The sequence below is a fragment of the Rossellomorea vietnamensis genome (assembly GCF_008180615.1).
Lineage (GTDB): Bacteria > Bacillota > Bacilli > Bacillales > Bacillaceae_B > Rossellomorea > Rossellomorea vietnamensis_D.
In genome coordinates this window covers 259935-276546 of the sequence record NZ_VTEH01000004.1, presented here as the reverse complement: position 1 = coordinate 276546, position 16612 = coordinate 259935, and the positions used below count along the sequence as shown (strand labels likewise).

Genomic DNA, 16612 nt, shown 5'->3' with positions numbered 1-16612 from the left:
ACTAAAGAATCCATCCAATGTTGAACAGTGCCGGCAGCTTGTGTAAAACTGCCTTACTGGGCGTCCCTGGGGTCGTGAGGGCTCAACATCCATTAATAGAAGTACATATCTCTTTCAAGTTTTGTATAATTATCGTATAATAATTGTATAGTTAAACAGGAAGAGGTGAGTAGATGAAAACAGTCATTGTAGTTGGATCCGGTCCAGGTGGATTGACCGCCGGGATGCTGTTGGCAAGTCAGGGATTGAATGTAACAGTTGTAGAAAAGCAGCCTTTTATCGGCGGCCGTACGTCATCGATGCAGGTTGGTGAGTATGTGTTTGACAGAGGACCGACTTTTTTGAATATGCCCCATATACTAGAGGAAGCTTTCACTGCTTCAGGCAGGAATCTTCACGATTACATAACCCTTAAAGAAATTAACCCAATGTATGAGCTTCGTTTCGATGGTCTGGCCTTCAGCCCAAGTACGGACCAAGACAAGACGAAGAAGCAGATTCAGCAGCTTTTCCCGGACGATGTAGATGGTTACGAGCGATTTATGAAGGAAGAGGATGCCAAACTTCAGGCTTTACTGCCGATTTTACGAAATAAGCATGACTCTCTTTTTGACTATACGAAATGGCGTTTCATTAAAGCCCTTCCGAAGTTAAGCGTGGGAAAATCACTGTACGGAAGGCTTTCTGACTATTTTACAGATGAGCGGTTAAAGCTTGCCTTTACGTTTCAGTCTAAATACCTCGGGATGTCGCCATGGGAATGTCCGGGAGCATTTACTATATTGTCCTACATGGAGCATGCCTATGGGGTTCACCATCCAATTGGCGGAGTCAATCAAATTACGAAGGCAATGGCCGCTGTAATAGAAGAATACGGCGGGAAGGTCATCACGAACTCCGGCGTTAAGAAAATCCTGACCGAAGAAAACCAGGCGAAAGGCGTGCTTCTCGAGAACGGAGAAACTCTCTACGGAGATGAAATCGTGATGAACGCCGATTTTGGCTACGCGATGGAAAATTTGCTTGAAGAAGGATCGACAAAAAAATATACACCGCAAAAGCTGCAAAAGAAAAAATATTCCTGCTCGGCCTTTATGATGTATCTCGGATTGGATAAGCGTTTTGACCTTCCTCATCATACCATCGTCTTTTCAAAGGATTACAAAAAGAATGTCGAGGAAATCACCGGCACCAAGACCATGTCCGAGGATCCTTCCATCTATATTCACAATCCTTCTGTGACGGATGAAACATTGGCACCGCCGGGAAAATCCGCAATTTATTTGCTGGCGCCGGTCCCAAATAATTTCAGTGAAATTGACTGGGAAAAGAATAAAGATCAATTCAGGAAACTGATTCTGCAGCAGTTAGAAGAGCGTACTGAATTCAAAGGAATCGAGAACCATATTGAAGAGGAAGTCGTTTTCACCCCATACAACTGGGAACATGACCTGAACATTTACAAAGGAGCCACATTCAGCCTGGCTCACAATCTTCCTCAGATGATGTATTTCAGGCCTCATAATAAAGTAAAAGAAATTGACAGGCTCTGGCTGGTCGGCGGCGGCACCCATCCGGGCAGCGGATTGCCTACAATCATTGAATCAGCGCGGATCACGAGTTCGATGATTTTAGAAAAACACGCTGTCCAGGAGGTGTCTGTATGAAAACCGCAATTATCGGCGGCGGAGTCGGCGGCCTGACAGCAGCCCTTTTACTCAAGAAGAAAGGGCATGATGTCACGATTTATGAAAAAAGCAATCGTCTCGGGGGCAGGCTGGGTTTTATCGAACGGGACGGATTTAGAATCGATAAAGGACCAACCATCGTGCTGCTGCCGGATATGTTAAAGGATGTCCTGAATAAAGCAGGAATCCCAGAGGAGGAACTGGAATTAATCCAGGTTGATCCTCTTTATAAGCTGAATTACCCTGATGGCAGCCATTTCTATAAATCCAGTAACCTTGAAAAGCAGCTCGAGGAGATTCAACGGGTCTTCCCAGGAGAGCAGCAGAATTACTTAAGGTATTTAACAGAAATGAAAGAACGATTTCACAAAGGAAAGCAAGCATTTCTCGATAAAGATTTTGTCAATAAGAGGGACTTTTTTTCCTATCAAAATATGAAAATCCTATTGAACCTCAAAGCATTCCACAGCGTGAGAAAAAGTGCTGAAGCCTACTTTACACACCCGCGTCTGCAGGAGGCATTCTCTTTTCAAACCCTTTACATCGGAGGTTCTCCGAACAATGCACCCGCTCTTTATTCACTAATCCCTTACAGTGAACATGACCATGGAATCTGGTATCTAAAAGGCGGCTATGGCAGGCTGGTAAACATTTTAACGAAACATATCGAGGATCAGGAAATACCTGTTCACTTACAATCTGAGGTAACCGGACTTCAATTTAGCGGAAAACGCTGCACAGGCCTTATTACTAGTGGTAAAGCGGAAAATTTTGATAATGTAGTTTTTAACGGAGACTTTCCAGGGATCCACCGGTTGGTTAACAATGAGAAACCCCAGAAAAAACGCTACAAAGCATCTTCTGGCTGTCTTCTTCTCTATTTCGGCTTAAACAAGCAGTATGACGAGGCAGATGTTCACCAGTTTTTCATGCCGGACAATTTCCAGCAGCACATGGATGCAGTCTTTACCAGCAGCCGGCTGCCGGATAATCCTTCGATCTACACCTTTTACCCATCCAGAATTGATGACAGTCTCGCTCCTCCGGGAAAAAGCGTGTTGTATTCACTTATTCCAGTGCCTTCAGGTGATAAGGTCAATTGGAAGGAGCAAGAGGAATTTATCGAACGGATCCTGGATGAAATTGAAACAAGGGGCTTTCCCGGCCTCAGGGATGCGATTGAGTGGATGGAAATCCGCACACCTCAGGATGACCAGCAGGATGGCTTGTATCAAGGAGGCAGCTTCGGTATCGCTCCGACACTAGGTCAATCCGGGGTCTTTCGCCCGCAAGTAAAGCCGTTTGCCTATGAAGGATTATACAGCGTCGGCGCATCCATCCATCCAGGAGGAGGCATTCCGATTGTAATGCAAGGAGCAAAGCTGCTTTCAAATTATATGGAAAGGGTGATGACTAGATGAAGGAAGCTTACCAGGCATGTGAAGACATAATAAAAAAGCATTCAAAAACTTTCTACAAGGCGTTTTCATTTCTGCCGGAGGAGAACCGGAACGCCGTGTGGGCAATTTATGCTTTTTGCAGAAGAGTAGATGATATTGTAGACGAAGGCGAAAACCCGGAAGTTGAATTAAACCTTTTTAAAGAAGAGTTTTCCCGCTTTGCCAGAGGTGAGCATTTATCAGAATCCCCTTATTGGACAGCTTTGCATGACGTTTTTCAGCGGTACCAAATGGAGGTTCAACCCTTTGAAGACATGATTAGAGGACAGGAAATGGACCTTTCAGGACGAAGCTATCACTCTATTAATGAGTTAGAATCGTACTGCTACCACGTCGCGGGAACAGTCGGCCTTATGCTGCTGCCGGTACTAGCTCCCGATAAGGAAAAGAAGCTGAGAGACGGCGCAATATCCCTGGGCATTGCCATGCAGTATACCAATATCTTGCGGGATATCGGAGAGGACCTTACGCGCAACAGATTGTATCTTCCAAGAGAAACAATGATGCAGCATGGTTATTCAGCAGATCTTCTCGAAGAAAATGTAGTGAACAGCTCATTCATCTCAATGTGGGAAAGCCTTGCAGAACGAGCCGATTCCTATTATCAGGAAGCGATGGACACCATGTCGCATTACCCTTCTTATTCACAGATCCCCGTCCAGTCAGCCGCCATTTTTTACAGAGGAATTCTGGACAGCGTCCGCTCCAACGGACATAACGTCTTCTCGAAAAGGGCTTATGTTACAGAAGGGCAAAAAGAGAAACTGCTCGCAGAACGATTGGGATGAAGAAATGAAAAAGCCCGGCCATGTCCATGCGACAGAATAGCCGGGTCTTTTTTTACTTTCTTTTCGTGTCCAGAATCAAGATATCGGCGGATTTTGTGTGCTTATCGGCGGAAGCGGAGAGTTTATCGGCGCTTCTGTCCATTTTATCAGCGAAAAACACTAATTTATCGGCGAAACGCCTTTCCCGCCGAGTGTAAATCCAATTCAGCTCATCTTCCCCTCCAAAATCTTCTTAGCCACATTCTTCCCGCTGATCACGACCATCGGTGACCCTCCTCCCGGATGTGTCGTTCCTCCGGCAAAGTACAGATTCTCTATATCCTGCGAGCGGTTGAACGGCCTTAAAAAGGTGTCTTTCTTTGTATTGGAAGCAACACCGTACAATGCGCCGCGGTAGGCTCCAAATCGCTTCTGGATATCTGCCGGCGTAACAATTTTCTCTTGTTGTAGATAGGGCTTAATAACCACACCGTGCTTCTCCAGTTTTTTATAGATCAATTCTTTATACTTGTCCACATCAAGGTTCATTTCACCGTTCATCCCCAGAGGAGGAGCATTAACCAAAATGAATAAATTGCTTCCTTCAGGAGATGCATCCCGGTCCGTATAGGATGAGTTGCTTATGTAAATTGTTGGATCATCCGGCCAGCGCCCTTGAAACAGCTCTGAAAATTCTCTTCCATAGTCTTTGGAAAAATAAGCTTGGTGGTGTATCAATGAATCATGATGATGATCAAGTGCTGCCATGATCACAAAGGCTGAGATCGAGGGAGACGTCTTACCGATTTTTTTATCGGTCATTACCCTTCTCTCTTCCTTCTTCAGTAATTTAGGAAGTGCCTGCAGCAGGTCACCGTTCAATATCACATCATCGGCTGCAACCTTCTCTCCACTTCCAGTCCTCACTCCGACAGCCCGCTTATTTTTCGTAAGAATTTCCGTCACTTCTGTTTCCCTATGTATTTCCGCTCCATGTTTTTCAGCAAGCTTCGCCAGACTCTCAGCAAGCTTCACCGTTCCGCCCTTTACGTAAAAAACACCTTGAACCATTTCCAGATAGCCAATCATCGAAAAGGTGGCTGGACTAGTGAATGGAGAAGAACCGATATACGTCGCATAGCGATTGAACACCTGCAATAGAAACGGATCTTTAAAAAAGCGGCGGTGAAAGCGGTCCATCGTTTCCAGCGGTTTCACCTTAGTAAAGGCTGAAAAAAGGCTCGGCGACAGATAATCTTTCCAGGATGAAAAAGTTCGGTAAAAGAAGGCTTTTTCTGATAACTGGTAGAGCTTCTCGATTTCTGAAAGGTATGATTCATAACGCTGATAAGCATAGGGATCCAACGTTTGCAGCTGCTGCATCACCTTTTCTTTGCTTGTTGACATTAAGAACCGCTCGCCTTCTGCACTCCAGTTAGCAGTATGATCTTCGAGCTTCACCCAGTCATAATAATGACGGGGATCATCGCCGGCTTCGAAAAAGACAGAATCAAATACATGCGGCATTGTGATAGTGTTTGGTCCAAAATCAAACCTGTGGCTGCCAAGTGTTTCAGGCTTAAGCTTACCGCCGAGATGCTTATTTTTTTCAAAGAGAACAACAGAACAGCCGCTGCTTGCAAGAGTAGCGGCTGCGGCAAGCCCTCCCAGGCCTCCCCCGATAATGACGATCTTCTTCATGAATAAGTCCTTCCTTTCCAGCTGTACCCCTTATTTCTCAGTCCGTACAGCATCGAGTTAAATATTAAAACAATGAATGCTGCACTCGCCACTGGCATCCAGAGTGAAAGGACCAGTCTTTGTTTTATAACGAAGTTCACCCACAGCTTCTGAAGGACAATCAGCAATAGGGGGAGGAAGAGCCAGAGATTCCAATTTCCATGAAGGATTCCGCTATAGAGGCCAAAAACCCCAAGCGGAAGCGGGATGACATAAAATGAAAGGTAAAAAAGGCTGATTGCGAGGACAAATACGACCGACCGATCCAATCCCGGGAAGAGATTTTTTGAAAATCCTTCCCATACCTCTTTATTGCTGCTGTACATTTTACAGGTAACATACTCGGTCACATTGCATAAAACTACGCGCTGTCCGGCAGACTTAACCTTGCGGGTGAGATGAACATCATCCACTATTGAATCACGAATGCCTTCGTGGCCGCCGGAAGCTTCATAGGCCTTCCGGGTAAAAAACAAGAAAGCTCCGTGAGCAGCGGTAAACTCTTCTCTCGTCGTGTGGTTTGCCGGCCAAATCGGCAGGTGAAAAATGACAAAAAATTGCTGCAGCGGAACAAACCATTGCTCAAGCAGCGGCTTAACAGGAAACTTTGGAAAACCGGTGATCATGCCGGCCTTTTTCTTTTTCAGAAGCGCCAGCCCTTGTTGAATCGTTTGTGGATGCAGTTGTACGTCTGCATCTAAAAAGAGGAAGTAATCCCCCCTCGCTTTTTCGCTAAGTTGATAGCAGGCATGGACTTTCCCGCTCCAGCCCGCAGGAAGGGGCTTACCGTTTAGAATTTCAAACCGGCTGTCATCCCCGATGGCCTCCTGAAGCAGTTTTCTTGTATCATCGGTCGAGTTATCATCAAGAAGCAGAACCTCCAGCCTTGGATATGTCAACTTTTTCAGATTATGTACAAGTACGGATGCATTTCTTTCTTCATTACGAAGCGGAACGAGAATCGATACCTTTTCTTCAAGGTCCAGACTTTTATCTTTCTTTCCAGGCAGTGAAGGGAGAAAAAAGCTGTTGATGACTGTCCAAATAAGAAAAACCATCAGTATGGAACTATATAAAATAAGCATTATGTTTCCTCCCTTTCAGTTGCGCTGCCAAAGTAAACAAAAGCGGCTGACAGGATAAAAACCAGCGCTAAAAAGCTTGCGAGCCAGAGCCCGTTCAGCAAGCCCAGGAGCATGAACATCCCTGTCACCAAAATATAGAGCAGCACGATTCGCCTGCTGCGATAACCGCTTATTGCCTCTGGCCAATTGTTTTGCAGCCTAAGCACGATGTAAATGATCAGATGAAAGAATAAAGCAAGCAAAAACCAGCCGCTGAAGTTTTGCAGCGGAACACCATAATAAAAGGAAAGTCCCTCATCCCAGATCCAATACTGCTTAACGTGGAAAGCCACTGGATCAATGATAAGGTCCATCCCTACTGTGAATACCGCACCTGTCAGAATATAAAGGATGCTGTGAACAGCACCGTTCTTCTTGTAGAATGTCCGGGTCAGCCAGACGGCAATCACATGGGAGGTCGAAATGACAAGAAGCCAGGCAAAGCCTATTGCGACCGGCACCCCGAATAGCTGCCAGCCGAAGTCTGATGTGTAATTATAGCTGCCGAACAGAAAGCCGAAGTGAACCCCGAGGCCTTCCGCCAGCATGCTTATAATAAAAATGGTTCCGATAAATGCCGCGCCGGTAATCCTGCCGTAGGCTGACAGGAAATACAGACTTCCGACAAGCCCCGCCAGCATCAGGAAGACTGCGTTCGCCCATTGAAGAGAAGCAGGCAGCAAGTCGAAGGAAAGAAGCACAACGCCGCACGCATACCAGAATAAGAAAAAATAGTAGAGAAGATTTTCTCCGTTTAAGGACCTAGCCAATTTTCTGTCCCTTAGCCGCAAGATCTTCCTGAATTAAATCAGCTGTCAATTGGCCTGACAGGGTTACCATCGGCACACCGCCGCCGGGATGGGTAGAGCCGCCGGCAAAATACATATTTTCAAGCATTGTGCTTCGCGCCGGGATTTTGAAACCGCTATTCTTCTTCTTATCCGTATTCACGCCGTAAATCGATCCTCCGTTTGACCCATATAATCCTTGAATATCATCAGGAATGAACTCATAATCAAATTCAATATGAGAACGGATATCCTCAAGGCCCATTCTTTCAAGCTTATCCAGCACAAGATCGCGATAATCTTTACGGTAGCTTTCCCAGCTCTCTCCCTCTTTTAAAGGCGGAACATGGGTTAAAATAAATAGATTTTCTTTTCCTGCCGGTGCCTGTCCGGGATCATTTTTTGCCGATACGCCGATATAGACAGTCGGGTCATCCGCCGGGCGTCCTTCATCAAAAATCTGTTTGAACTCTTTTTCGGGATCCTTTGAAAAGAAAAAGTTATGGTGCTGAAGCTGGTCGTACTGCTTATCCACACCAAGCAGCATCACGAGACCGGACACGGTCGGTTCAAACTTTTCCAGGGATTGTGTTGTCTGCTCGGTCTGCCCATGCTTTTTCAATAATTTTTTATAAGCTGGCAGTGCTTCAAGGTTGGACACGACGATATCCGCTTTAACCCTTGTGCCGTCTTCAAGCTGGATGCCCTTTGCTTTGCTGCCTTCCGTCAAGATCTCCACAACCGGGCTGTTCGTTATGACCTCAACACCCAGTTCATCACAAAGCTGCAGCATTGCTTCGGCAATCTTATACATGCCGCCCTGCACATAAAAGATTCCGAGCCCAAGCTGGACATGAATCAATTGTGACAGCACAGCCGGCGCATGATAAGGCGAGGAACCGATGTACATGATGAAGAAGTTAAATAACTGCTGAATCCTTTTGTCTTTGAAGTGCTTTTTCGTTGCCTGGTCCATCGTTTTAAGGGGATCCATCGCCATCAGTTCTTTAAAATTATGTAAAGAGCGCAGATCTCCCAGGCCCGCAAGGCTTTTCTTATAAAAGCTCTTAAGATTCAGGTCGTACATTTTTCCGCAGTAATTAAGGTATTCATAAAAAGCTGATGCATCTTCCGGCGAGAGTGATCTGATTTGGTCCAGCATCGTCGGAATATCACTCGTCACATCCAATGAAGTTCCATCTTCAAAGAATGTTCTCCATTGCGGTTCAACCCGCTGGATGTCCAGATAATCATGTACATTCCTTCCTGCACGTTCGAACAGGTTTTCCAGTACCCATGGCATTGTCAAGATTGAAGGTCCCGTATCGAAGGAATAACCCTTTCCTTTACGGATGTTGAGTTTACCGCCCGCACGTTCATTTTTTTCATAGACTGTCACCTTATGTCCTTTAGATGCCAAGGAAATTGCGGTTGACAGGCCTCCAAGGCCCCCGCCGATAACAACTGCACTTTTACTCATGAGATCTCCTCCTAAGATTGGTTGATGTTACTGTAAAAATGGCTTTTTCTAAAGTGTTGCTGCTGTGTGGATACTGATCACCCCTCCTCCCCATTTAAAAGGGACTGAACAGAAGGGAGTGCGGAATTCCTTTGTAAAAGGAGCGAAAATAAAAGGATAAGGCTCTTGGTGAAGGTTATGTTTCGACTTTTGCTTAGCCTCATTGTATAGTTGAAATATAATATTTGTAAAGGAATTATACAGTTATGTAGAAAGGAAGGAGCTATTGACTTTCCGCCGTACAGTCTTAGATGATATCAACCTGAAGCTGAAAACAGTCCGCCATGCGTCCCTACAATGGCGGAATACCCCTATCTCGGCAACATTAAACCATCCGAGGGTACTTCGGAAGATAATTGTATCAAAAATGGATGAATGGACAGAACCTCTGGTGAACTGAGTCAATAAGACAAAGAGCGGTGCACTGAGCAGACAGGACAGGGAACCTCAATGGAATGGCAGACAGCCCGGGAACATCTTGAGGATGCGGGACAAAAAGGAGCCGTGTTCCATTTCAAGGAGATTCACTTCTATTTCTCAGCTTCTCCACTGACTTGGAAAAGGCGGAGAAAATCGCTGGCCGGCTCCAAATGGGAAATTGTATGATTAATGATATCATCACAAATTGCACCTTCCTTTCAGGGGTGTAAAAGAGAGCGGTTTTGGCCGATATCAAGGGAAAGAAGGCTTGCACGCTTTCTCCAGCATCAAATTTACAATGATACATAAAAGAAAACACAGCAAAAGTGAACTCGTTTCCTTATAAACAGAACACCGCTGACTGGCTTAAAAAGGCCCTGACTTGGAAATACAAGTAATGAGTAATGAGGTGTCCTAATGAATCTTGAATGGATCTATCTGTTAATCGGCAGCTTGATACTTTGGAAGATTGCGATACCACTGAAGCAGGGATCTTCACATCAGGAAGCTGCCAGACTTTCAATCATCATTCCTGCACGAAATGAAGAGCAAAACCTGCCCATTCTCTTATCTTCTCTTCAATCGGAATCATCCTATGTCCATGAAATCATCGTTGTTGATGACCACTCTGAAGATGGGACAGCAGACATTGCTGAAAGGTATGGCGCGAAAGTCATCAAGACGCCTCCCCTCCCTCCCGGCTGGTTCGGGAAGTCATGGGCATGCTGGAACGGCGCCAAAGAGGCGACAGGCGAGTTGTTCATGTTCCTTGATGCCGATACAACAATCGAGCCGGGCGGATTGAGGAACATCATTTCCACGCAGCAAAAAAACGGCGGCGCTATGACAATCCAGCCTTATCACAAAATCGACTCAGCATACGAAAACCTGTCAGGGATGTTCAACTTGATCGCGGTGATGGGAATGGGCAGTTTTCATATTCTTTCAAGGTGGATCCCTCCCGCGGGTGCTTTCGGCCAATGCTTTATCTGCACCAAACAAGATTATGAAAAAGTCGGCGGCCATAGTGCAATCAGCAATGAAATCCTTGAACATATGAAACTGGGAAAAGTGTTCCTTGAGCACGGAATTCCCCTTCGCAATTACATTGGAAAACACGCTGTGTCCATGAGGATGTATCCCGAGAGTGTAAAAGAACTAACTCAAGGATGGAGCAAAAGCTTTGCTTCAGGAGCAGGAGCAACGAATCGGCTGCTGCTCATCCTGATTATTTTTTGGATTTCCGGAGGAATTTCTGCAGCATTTTCACTTCTAGAGCTGAATGGATCTTCTGGGATACAGACGGCGAATATACTCCTTCTTTATGGACTGTATTGCATCCAGATCTTGTTTATGTTAAAAACAATCGGGAATTTCAGCTGGGCAGCGGCCCTCTTTTTTCCATTATTAACTTTGTTTTTTATCTCCGTATTTACTCACTCAGTCGTGAGGACGTTTTTAACGAAAAAAGTCGCCTGGAAAGGGCGCAGTATTTCTTTAGCAAAAAAGAAAGGACGTTAAATTATGCTGGTGACACTTCCGTTCTGGTGGACCTTACTTCTAAATATCGTGTTATGGCCAGTGATCCATTTGTCCTTTTCTTACATATGCCTACACCTTGATGATCGTTATTTCACAAACAATTCATGGCTTTACCAAGAAAAACGATGGGAGTCGGCCGGAAAGTTTTATGAGAAACTTGGGATCAAACGCTGGAAAACCATTCTTCCTGACGGCGGCGGTGTCTTTGCCGGCGGCTTTCGAAAGAAAAAACTAGTGGACCGAAACAGCGATTACTTTGAAACATTTATCGTTGAAACAAGACGGGCAGAGTTTACCCACCTGATTTTGATTCCTCCCGCCCTGCTATTTTTCATTTGGAATACAGCGCTTGTAGGATGGATCATGGTCGCTTATGCAGTGATAGCCAATATCCCTTTCGTTATCATTCAACGGTATAACCGGTTCCGATTTCAACGGATCCTGCAGCAACGAAAACAGAGGAGGAATTTGCTTGATCGACAAGGAGAATCGCAGTATCACAGAAAAGAGAAAAACAGAGCATATTGATATCTGCTTAACACAAGAAGTGGAATCGAATGAGATGACGACCGGCCTTGAAGCATTTCGGTTTCAGCATAACGCTCTGCCGGAAATCGATTTCAGCGAGATAGATCTCAGCACCTCTCTATTTAACAAGCAGTTGAAAGCACCGTTTCTGATCAGTTCAATGACAGGAGGAACAGAAACCGCAGCCAGGATCAATGAGACACTTGCAAAAATAGCCGAAAAGCGGGGCTGGGCAATGGGAGTCGGCTCGATGAGGACTGCTATCGAAAAGGAACAGACCGCCTATTCTTATGACGTACGCAAGCATGCACCGACGATTCCTGTATTGGCGAACATTGGGGCTGTGCAGTTCAATTACGGCTATGGAGTGGAACAATGCCAGCGTGCTGTCGATTTGATTGAAGCAGACGCCCTTATCCTCCATCTCAACAGCCTGCAGGAAGTTTTCCAGCCTGAAGGAGATACAAACTTTAAAGACTTGCTGCCCAAGATCGAGAAAGTTGCCAAGTCTCTTTCAGTTCCTGTCGGTGTAAAAGAAGTAGGAATGGGAATCAGCAGTGGTGCAGCACGACGTTTGTATGAAGCCGGCGTCTCTTTCATAGACGTGGCCGGTGCTGGAGGCACTTCGTGGATCAGAGTCGAAGCTTATCGTTCAAAGGACCCTCTAAGAGCTGAAGCGGCAGCAGCTTTCCAGGACTGGGGAATCTCTACGGCTCAAAGCCTGATCGACATTAAGAAAGAGCTCCCAGAGGTCTCTCTGTATGCCAGCGGTGGATTAAAGAATGGTGTGGCTGCGGCGAAGGCAATCAAGTTAGGCGCAGACATTGCCGGCTTTGGCAGAGCACTCCTCCCCAATGCAGCTGCCTCTGATGAAGAAGCACTGGATAGACAGTTTAAACGGATCGAATTCGAACTGCGCGCTGCCATGTTTGGAATCGGAGCTGCTTCGATCGAACAGTTAAAGAGGACTGACGCGTTAAAAAGGATTTAAGAGGAATTTGTTTGAGGACTCCCTTGCCCTTATAAAACTGTTACTGAAATAAATGAGGCTGGAATCAGATAATGATTTCGGTCTTTTTTTTGTTGTTATCGCAAAGAATGTGAATGTTTTTAAAAGCAACATCCTTCTAGAAAGTCTATTTTCTCTTAAATTGTTGCTTACAGATAATTCCCAAGGGACGAATCCCTCCGGAAATTGGAGGTTTTCTCTCTAAACAGGCTGAGCAGCCCTCATCTTTCTTGCTTACTAGGTTTTTTCCAAGTAGCTAAGGTTCTATCAACCAGTTTGACAGTTCTATCAACTACTTTTGCCCTTCTATCGACCACTCGACATATTTCGACTCCCCCTCCTCTAGATTAAGCTCCCCGCACAACATAAAAATCCGCCCACAAAGTGTGGACGGATTTCTCACCAAAATTACTTCTTGATATTGTAGAACGTTTTCGCTCCAAGGTATTGTGCAGTGTGTGCCAATTGGTCTTCGATGCGAAGCAATTGGTTGTATTTCGCCACACGGTCTGTACGTGAAGGAGCTCCTGTTTTGATTTGGCCTGCATTTGTCGCTACTGCGATGTCAGCGATTGTGCTGTCTTCTGTTTCACCAGAACGGTGGGAGATAACAGCTGTGTAGCCTGCGCGCTTAGCCATTTCGATAGCATCGAATGTTTCTGTCAATGTACCGATTTGGTTTACTTTGATCAGGATTGAGTTACCGATTCCCTGCTCGATACCTTGAGCAAGCTTAGTTGTGTTTGTAACGAACAGATCGTCTCCAACAAGCTGGACTTTGCTGCCGATTCGGTCAGTAAGAAGTTTGAAACCATCCCAGTCGTTTTCGTCCAAACCGTCTTCGATTGAAACGATTGGATACTTATTGCACATTTCTTCGTACCAATCAACCATTTCTGCAGAAGTACGGACAACGCCTTCACCAGAAAGGTGATATTTGCCGTCTTCTTTGTTGTAGATTTCAGAAGCGGCAACATCCATAGCAAGAAGAACTTCTTCGCCAGGCTTGTAGCCAGCTTTTTCGATTGCTTCGATGATAGTAGAAAGTGCTTCTTCGTTGGATTTAAGGTTAGGAGCGAATCCGCCTTCGTCACCAACTGCTGTGTTGTGCCCTTTAGATTTAAGAACGCTCTTAAGGCTGTGGAAGATTTCCGTACCCATGCGAAGGCCTTCTTTGAATGTAGAAGCACCAACAGGCATTACCATGAATTCCTGGATGTCCACGTTGTTATCAGCATGCTCACCGCCATTGACGATGTTCATCATTGGTACCGGAAGCTGCTTAGCGTTGAAGCCTCCAAGGTATTGATAAAGTTCTACGCCGAAGAAGTCAGCTGCAGCGCGTGCAACGGCCATGGATACACCAAGAATTGAGTTAGCGCCCAATTTACCTTTGTTCTCTGTACCATCAAGCTGCATCATCGCTTTGTCGATGGCAACTTGATCCGTTACGTCCATACCAACGATTTCTTCAGCGATTTCGTTGTTTACGTTTTCGACTGCTTTTTGAACACCTTTTCCAAGGTAGCGGTCTTTGTCGCCGTCACGAAGTTCTACTGCTTCGTATTCACCTGTGGAAGCTCCGCTTGGTACCAAAGCGCGTCCGAAAGCACCTGATTGTGTGTAAACTTCTACTTCAATTGTAGGATTTCCGCGGGAATCCAATACTTCGCGTGCATATACGTCTGTGATAAATGGCATGTAAATTCTCTCCTTTAATGGTTGGTTTATTTTTTTAATAGTGTTGTGCCTGTCATTTCAACCGGCTTGTTTAGGTTTAAAAGGTCGAGCACCGTTGGAGCAAGATCTCCAAGGATTCCGTCTTCACGAAGGGACATTCCTTCTTTTGTCACAATGACTGGTACGGGATTTGTTGTATGGGCGGTCATTGGGTTGCCTTCCATTGTGACCACTTCATCAGCATTTCCATGATCGGCAGTGATTATAGCCGTACCGCCTTTTTCCAAAATCAGATCGACGATTTTTCCAAGGCATTCGTCAACCGTTTCAATCGCCTGGATGGTCGGTTCAAGCATTCCGGAGTGTCCGACCATATCAGGATTGGCAAAGTTGAGAATAATGGCATCCTGCCGGTCATTTTGAACTTCATCTAATAAAGCCTCTGTGACCTCGTAAGCACTCATTTCAGGCTTAAGGTCATAGGTCGCTACGTCAGGAGAATTAACCAGGATCCTTGTTTCACCCGGGAATTCATCTTCACGTCCGCCGCTCATAAAGAAGGTTACGTGAGGATACTTTTCAGTCTCAGCAATCCGCAGCTGCTTCAAATTGTTTTGTGAAAGAACTTCACCTAACGTGTTATCCAGATTCACTGATTTGAATGCGACATAGCCATTAACTGTTTCACTGAAGTGTGTCAGACACACAAAGTGAAGGTTCTTTGGATGTTTCGGACCTCTCTCAAAGGAACGGAAATCATCATTTGTAAATGTATTTGAAATCTGGATGGCACGGTCCGGCCTGAAGTTATAGAAGATGACTGCATCTTCTTCATCAATCGTCGCAACCGGTTCACCATTTTCTCTTTTAATAACTGACGGAAGAACGAATTCATCAAAGATTCCATTGTTATAAGAATCAACAATGACTTCCAATGAGTTCGAGTATTCCGGGCCTTCACCATATACCATGGCACGGTACGCTTTTTCGACACGGTCCCAGCGCTTATCGCGGTCCATAGAATAGTAACGTCCCGAGATGGTTGCAAATTCACCCACACCCAGTTCACGCATAACTTCCTCGGTTTGCATAATATATGTCTCAGCTGATTTCGGAGATACGTCACGGCCATCAAGGAAGCCATGTACATACACCTTTTTAAGACCTTCGGCAGCCGCCATTTTCAACAGAGCAAACAAGTGCTCAATATGGCTGTGGACACCGCCGTCAGACAGCAGTCCGAAAATATGCAGAGCTTTGTTTTTGCTTTTTGCATGTTCGATCGCATCAACGAAAGTTTGATTCTTCTCAAACTCGCCTTCACGGATGGAAACATTAACGCGCGTCAAACTTTGATAGACCACACGTCCAGCACCGATGTTCAGGTGGCCGACTTCGGAGTTGCCCATTTGCCCTTCAGGCAGGCCGACAGCTTCGCCGCTCGCCTTCAGAGTGCTATGCGGGAACTTGTTCCAGTAACGGTCGAAATTCGGTTTTTTTGCTTGTGTGACAGCATTTCCCTTGTCCTCTTCACGCAGTGCAAATCCATCTAAGATGATAAGAGCAACAGGAGACTTACTCATTGGAACCTGCCTCCAATAGCTGCAAGAAAGATTGCGGCTCAAGGCTCGCTCCTCCTACAAGCGCTCCATCGATATCTGATTGTGCCATATATTCACCGATGTTGTTAGGTTTAACGCTTCCGCCGTATTGAATGCGAAGCGCATCTGCTGCTTCTTGTGAGAACTGCTCAGCGACCGTCTGGCGAATGTGAGAGCAGACTTCATTGGCATCTTCTGCTGTAGAAGATTTGCCTGTTCCGATTGCCCAGATAGGCTCGTAAGCAATGACAGTTGATTTTACTTGATCTTCTGTCAGGCCTTGAAGTCCTTTATTCACTTGGCTGCCGACGATTTGTTTTGTTTCATTACCTTCGCGCTGTTCTAACGTCTCTCCGACACATACGATTGGAGTTAGATTATAGTTGAATGCGGCAAGAGTCTTTTTATTCACAGACTCATCCGTTTCACCGAAAAGTTCACGGCGTTCGGAATGGCCTAGTATCACGTATTTCACACCTAGGTCTTGCAACGCTTTCGGGCTTGTTTCTCCCGTGAATGCGCCGCTTTCCTCAAAGTGCATGTTTTGGGCGCCGACCTCCACTTGATAGTCAGCAGTGCTTTCTACTAAACGGTCCAGGAACAATGCTGGTGCACAGATCACTGATTCCACTTTATCCGAGGAAGGTACAAGACCATTTACCTCTTCAGCAAAGGCTTTTGCCTCTGACATTGTTTTATTCATTTTCCAGTTTCCTGCAATAATCGGTTTACGCATATTAATCATC

At 45.5% G+C, this 16612-nt stretch carries 13 protein-coding genes; 6 read left to right on the top strand and 7 right to left on the bottom strand.

Going from position 1 to position 16612, the window contains the following annotated elements:
• The first annotated feature begins 173 nt into the window (after positions 1–173).
• The 3 genes from FZC79_RS08395 to FZC79_RS08385 are packed head-to-tail and all read left to right on the top strand — an operon-like array spanning position 174 to position 3936.
• The gene (locus FZC79_RS08395; protein ID WP_148946357.1) at positions 174–1667 is read left to right on the top strand and encodes a phytoene desaturase family protein; all 1494 of its coding nucleotides are present in this window, start codon (positions 174–176) and stop codon (positions 1665–1667) included.
• A complete protein-coding gene (locus FZC79_RS08390; RefSeq protein WP_148946356.1) occupies positions 1664–3109 on the top strand; it encodes a phytoene desaturase family protein in 1446 nt (481 codons plus the stop codon). The genes FZC79_RS08395 and FZC79_RS08390 overlap by 4 nt, the downstream gene beginning before the upstream one ends.
• Positions 3106–3936, top strand: coding sequence for a phytoene/squalene synthase family protein (locus FZC79_RS08385; RefSeq protein WP_148946355.1), 831 nt, complete (start codon positions 3106–3108; stop codon positions 3934–3936). The genes FZC79_RS08390 and FZC79_RS08385 overlap by 4 nt, the downstream gene beginning before the upstream one ends.
• Positions 3937–4140: 204 nt before the next feature.
• Here the strand turns inward: FZC79_RS08385 and FZC79_RS08380 are convergent, their stop codons facing one another.
• The 4 genes from FZC79_RS08380 to FZC79_RS08365 are packed head-to-tail and all read right to left on the bottom strand — an operon-like array spanning position 4141 to position 9047.
• Positions 4141–5616 carry a phytoene desaturase family protein gene (locus tag FZC79_RS08380; protein ID WP_148946354.1) on the bottom strand — a complete coding sequence of 492 codons (1476 nt, stop codon included), beginning with the start codon at positions 5614–5616 and terminating at the stop codon, positions 4141–4143.
• Positions 5613–6740, bottom strand: a complete 1128-nt coding sequence (locus FZC79_RS08375) for a glycosyltransferase (protein WP_148946353.1) — start codon at positions 6738–6740, stop codon at positions 5613–5615. Before FZC79_RS08375 ends, FZC79_RS08380 begins: the two co-directional genes overlap by 4 nt.
• Positions 6740–7549, bottom strand: coding sequence for a carotenoid biosynthesis protein (locus FZC79_RS08370; RefSeq protein WP_148946352.1), 810 nt, complete (start codon positions 7547–7549; stop codon positions 6740–6742). Before FZC79_RS08370 ends, FZC79_RS08375 begins: the two co-directional genes overlap by 1 nt.
• Complete coding sequence (locus FZC79_RS08365; protein WP_148946351.1) at positions 7542–9047, bottom strand: phytoene desaturase family protein; 1506 nt, start codon at positions 9045–9047, stop codon at positions 7542–7544. The genes FZC79_RS08370 and FZC79_RS08365 overlap by 8 nt, the downstream gene beginning before the upstream one ends.
• An 876-nt stretch (positions 9048–9923) precedes the next feature.
• Between FZC79_RS08365 and FZC79_RS08360 the strand changes: the two genes are divergently transcribed.
• Genes FZC79_RS08360 through fni form a run of 3 tightly spaced genes read left to right on the top strand, consistent with a single transcriptional unit; the run spans position 9924 to position 12567 of the window.
• Positions 9924–11027, top strand: coding sequence for a glycosyltransferase (locus tag FZC79_RS08360; protein WP_148946350.1), 1104 nt, complete (start codon positions 9924–9926; stop codon positions 11025–11027).
• Positions 11028–11030: 3 nt separating this feature from the next.
• Positions 11031–11576 (top strand): glycosyl-4,4'-diaponeurosporenoate acyltransferase, encoded by a 546-nt coding sequence (locus FZC79_RS08355; RefSeq protein ID WP_148946349.1) that lies wholly within the window; start codon positions 11031–11033, stop codon positions 11574–11576.
• Positions 11521–12567, top strand: coding sequence for a type 2 isopentenyl-diphosphate Delta-isomerase (gene fni, locus FZC79_RS08350; RefSeq protein ID WP_252183285.1), 1047 nt, complete (start codon positions 11521–11523; stop codon positions 12565–12567). Before FZC79_RS08355 ends, fni begins: the two co-directional genes overlap by 56 nt.
• Positions 12568–12993: 426 nt before the next feature.
• On the opposite strand, the gene eno is transcribed toward fni, so the two are convergent.
• Genes eno through tpiA form a run of 3 tightly spaced genes read right to left on the bottom strand, consistent with a single transcriptional unit; the run spans position 12994 to position 16602 of the window.
• On the bottom strand, positions 12994–14286 hold the full coding sequence (gene eno / locus FZC79_RS08345; RefSeq protein ID WP_148946348.1) for a phosphopyruvate hydratase: 1293 nt from the start codon (positions 14284–14286) through the stop codon (positions 12994–12996).
• Positions 14287–14312: 26 nt separating this feature from the next.
• The gene (gene gpmI, locus FZC79_RS08340) at positions 14313–15848 is read right to left on the bottom strand and encodes a 2,3-bisphosphoglycerate-independent phosphoglycerate mutase (protein WP_148946347.1); all 1536 of its coding nucleotides are present in this window, start codon (positions 15846–15848) and stop codon (positions 14313–14315) included.
• Positions 15841–16602, bottom strand: coding sequence for a triose-phosphate isomerase (tpiA, locus tag FZC79_RS08335; protein ID WP_148946346.1), 762 nt, complete (start codon positions 16600–16602; stop codon positions 15841–15843). Before tpiA ends, gpmI begins: the two co-directional genes overlap by 8 nt.
• Positions 16603–16612 lie beyond the last annotated feature (10 nt).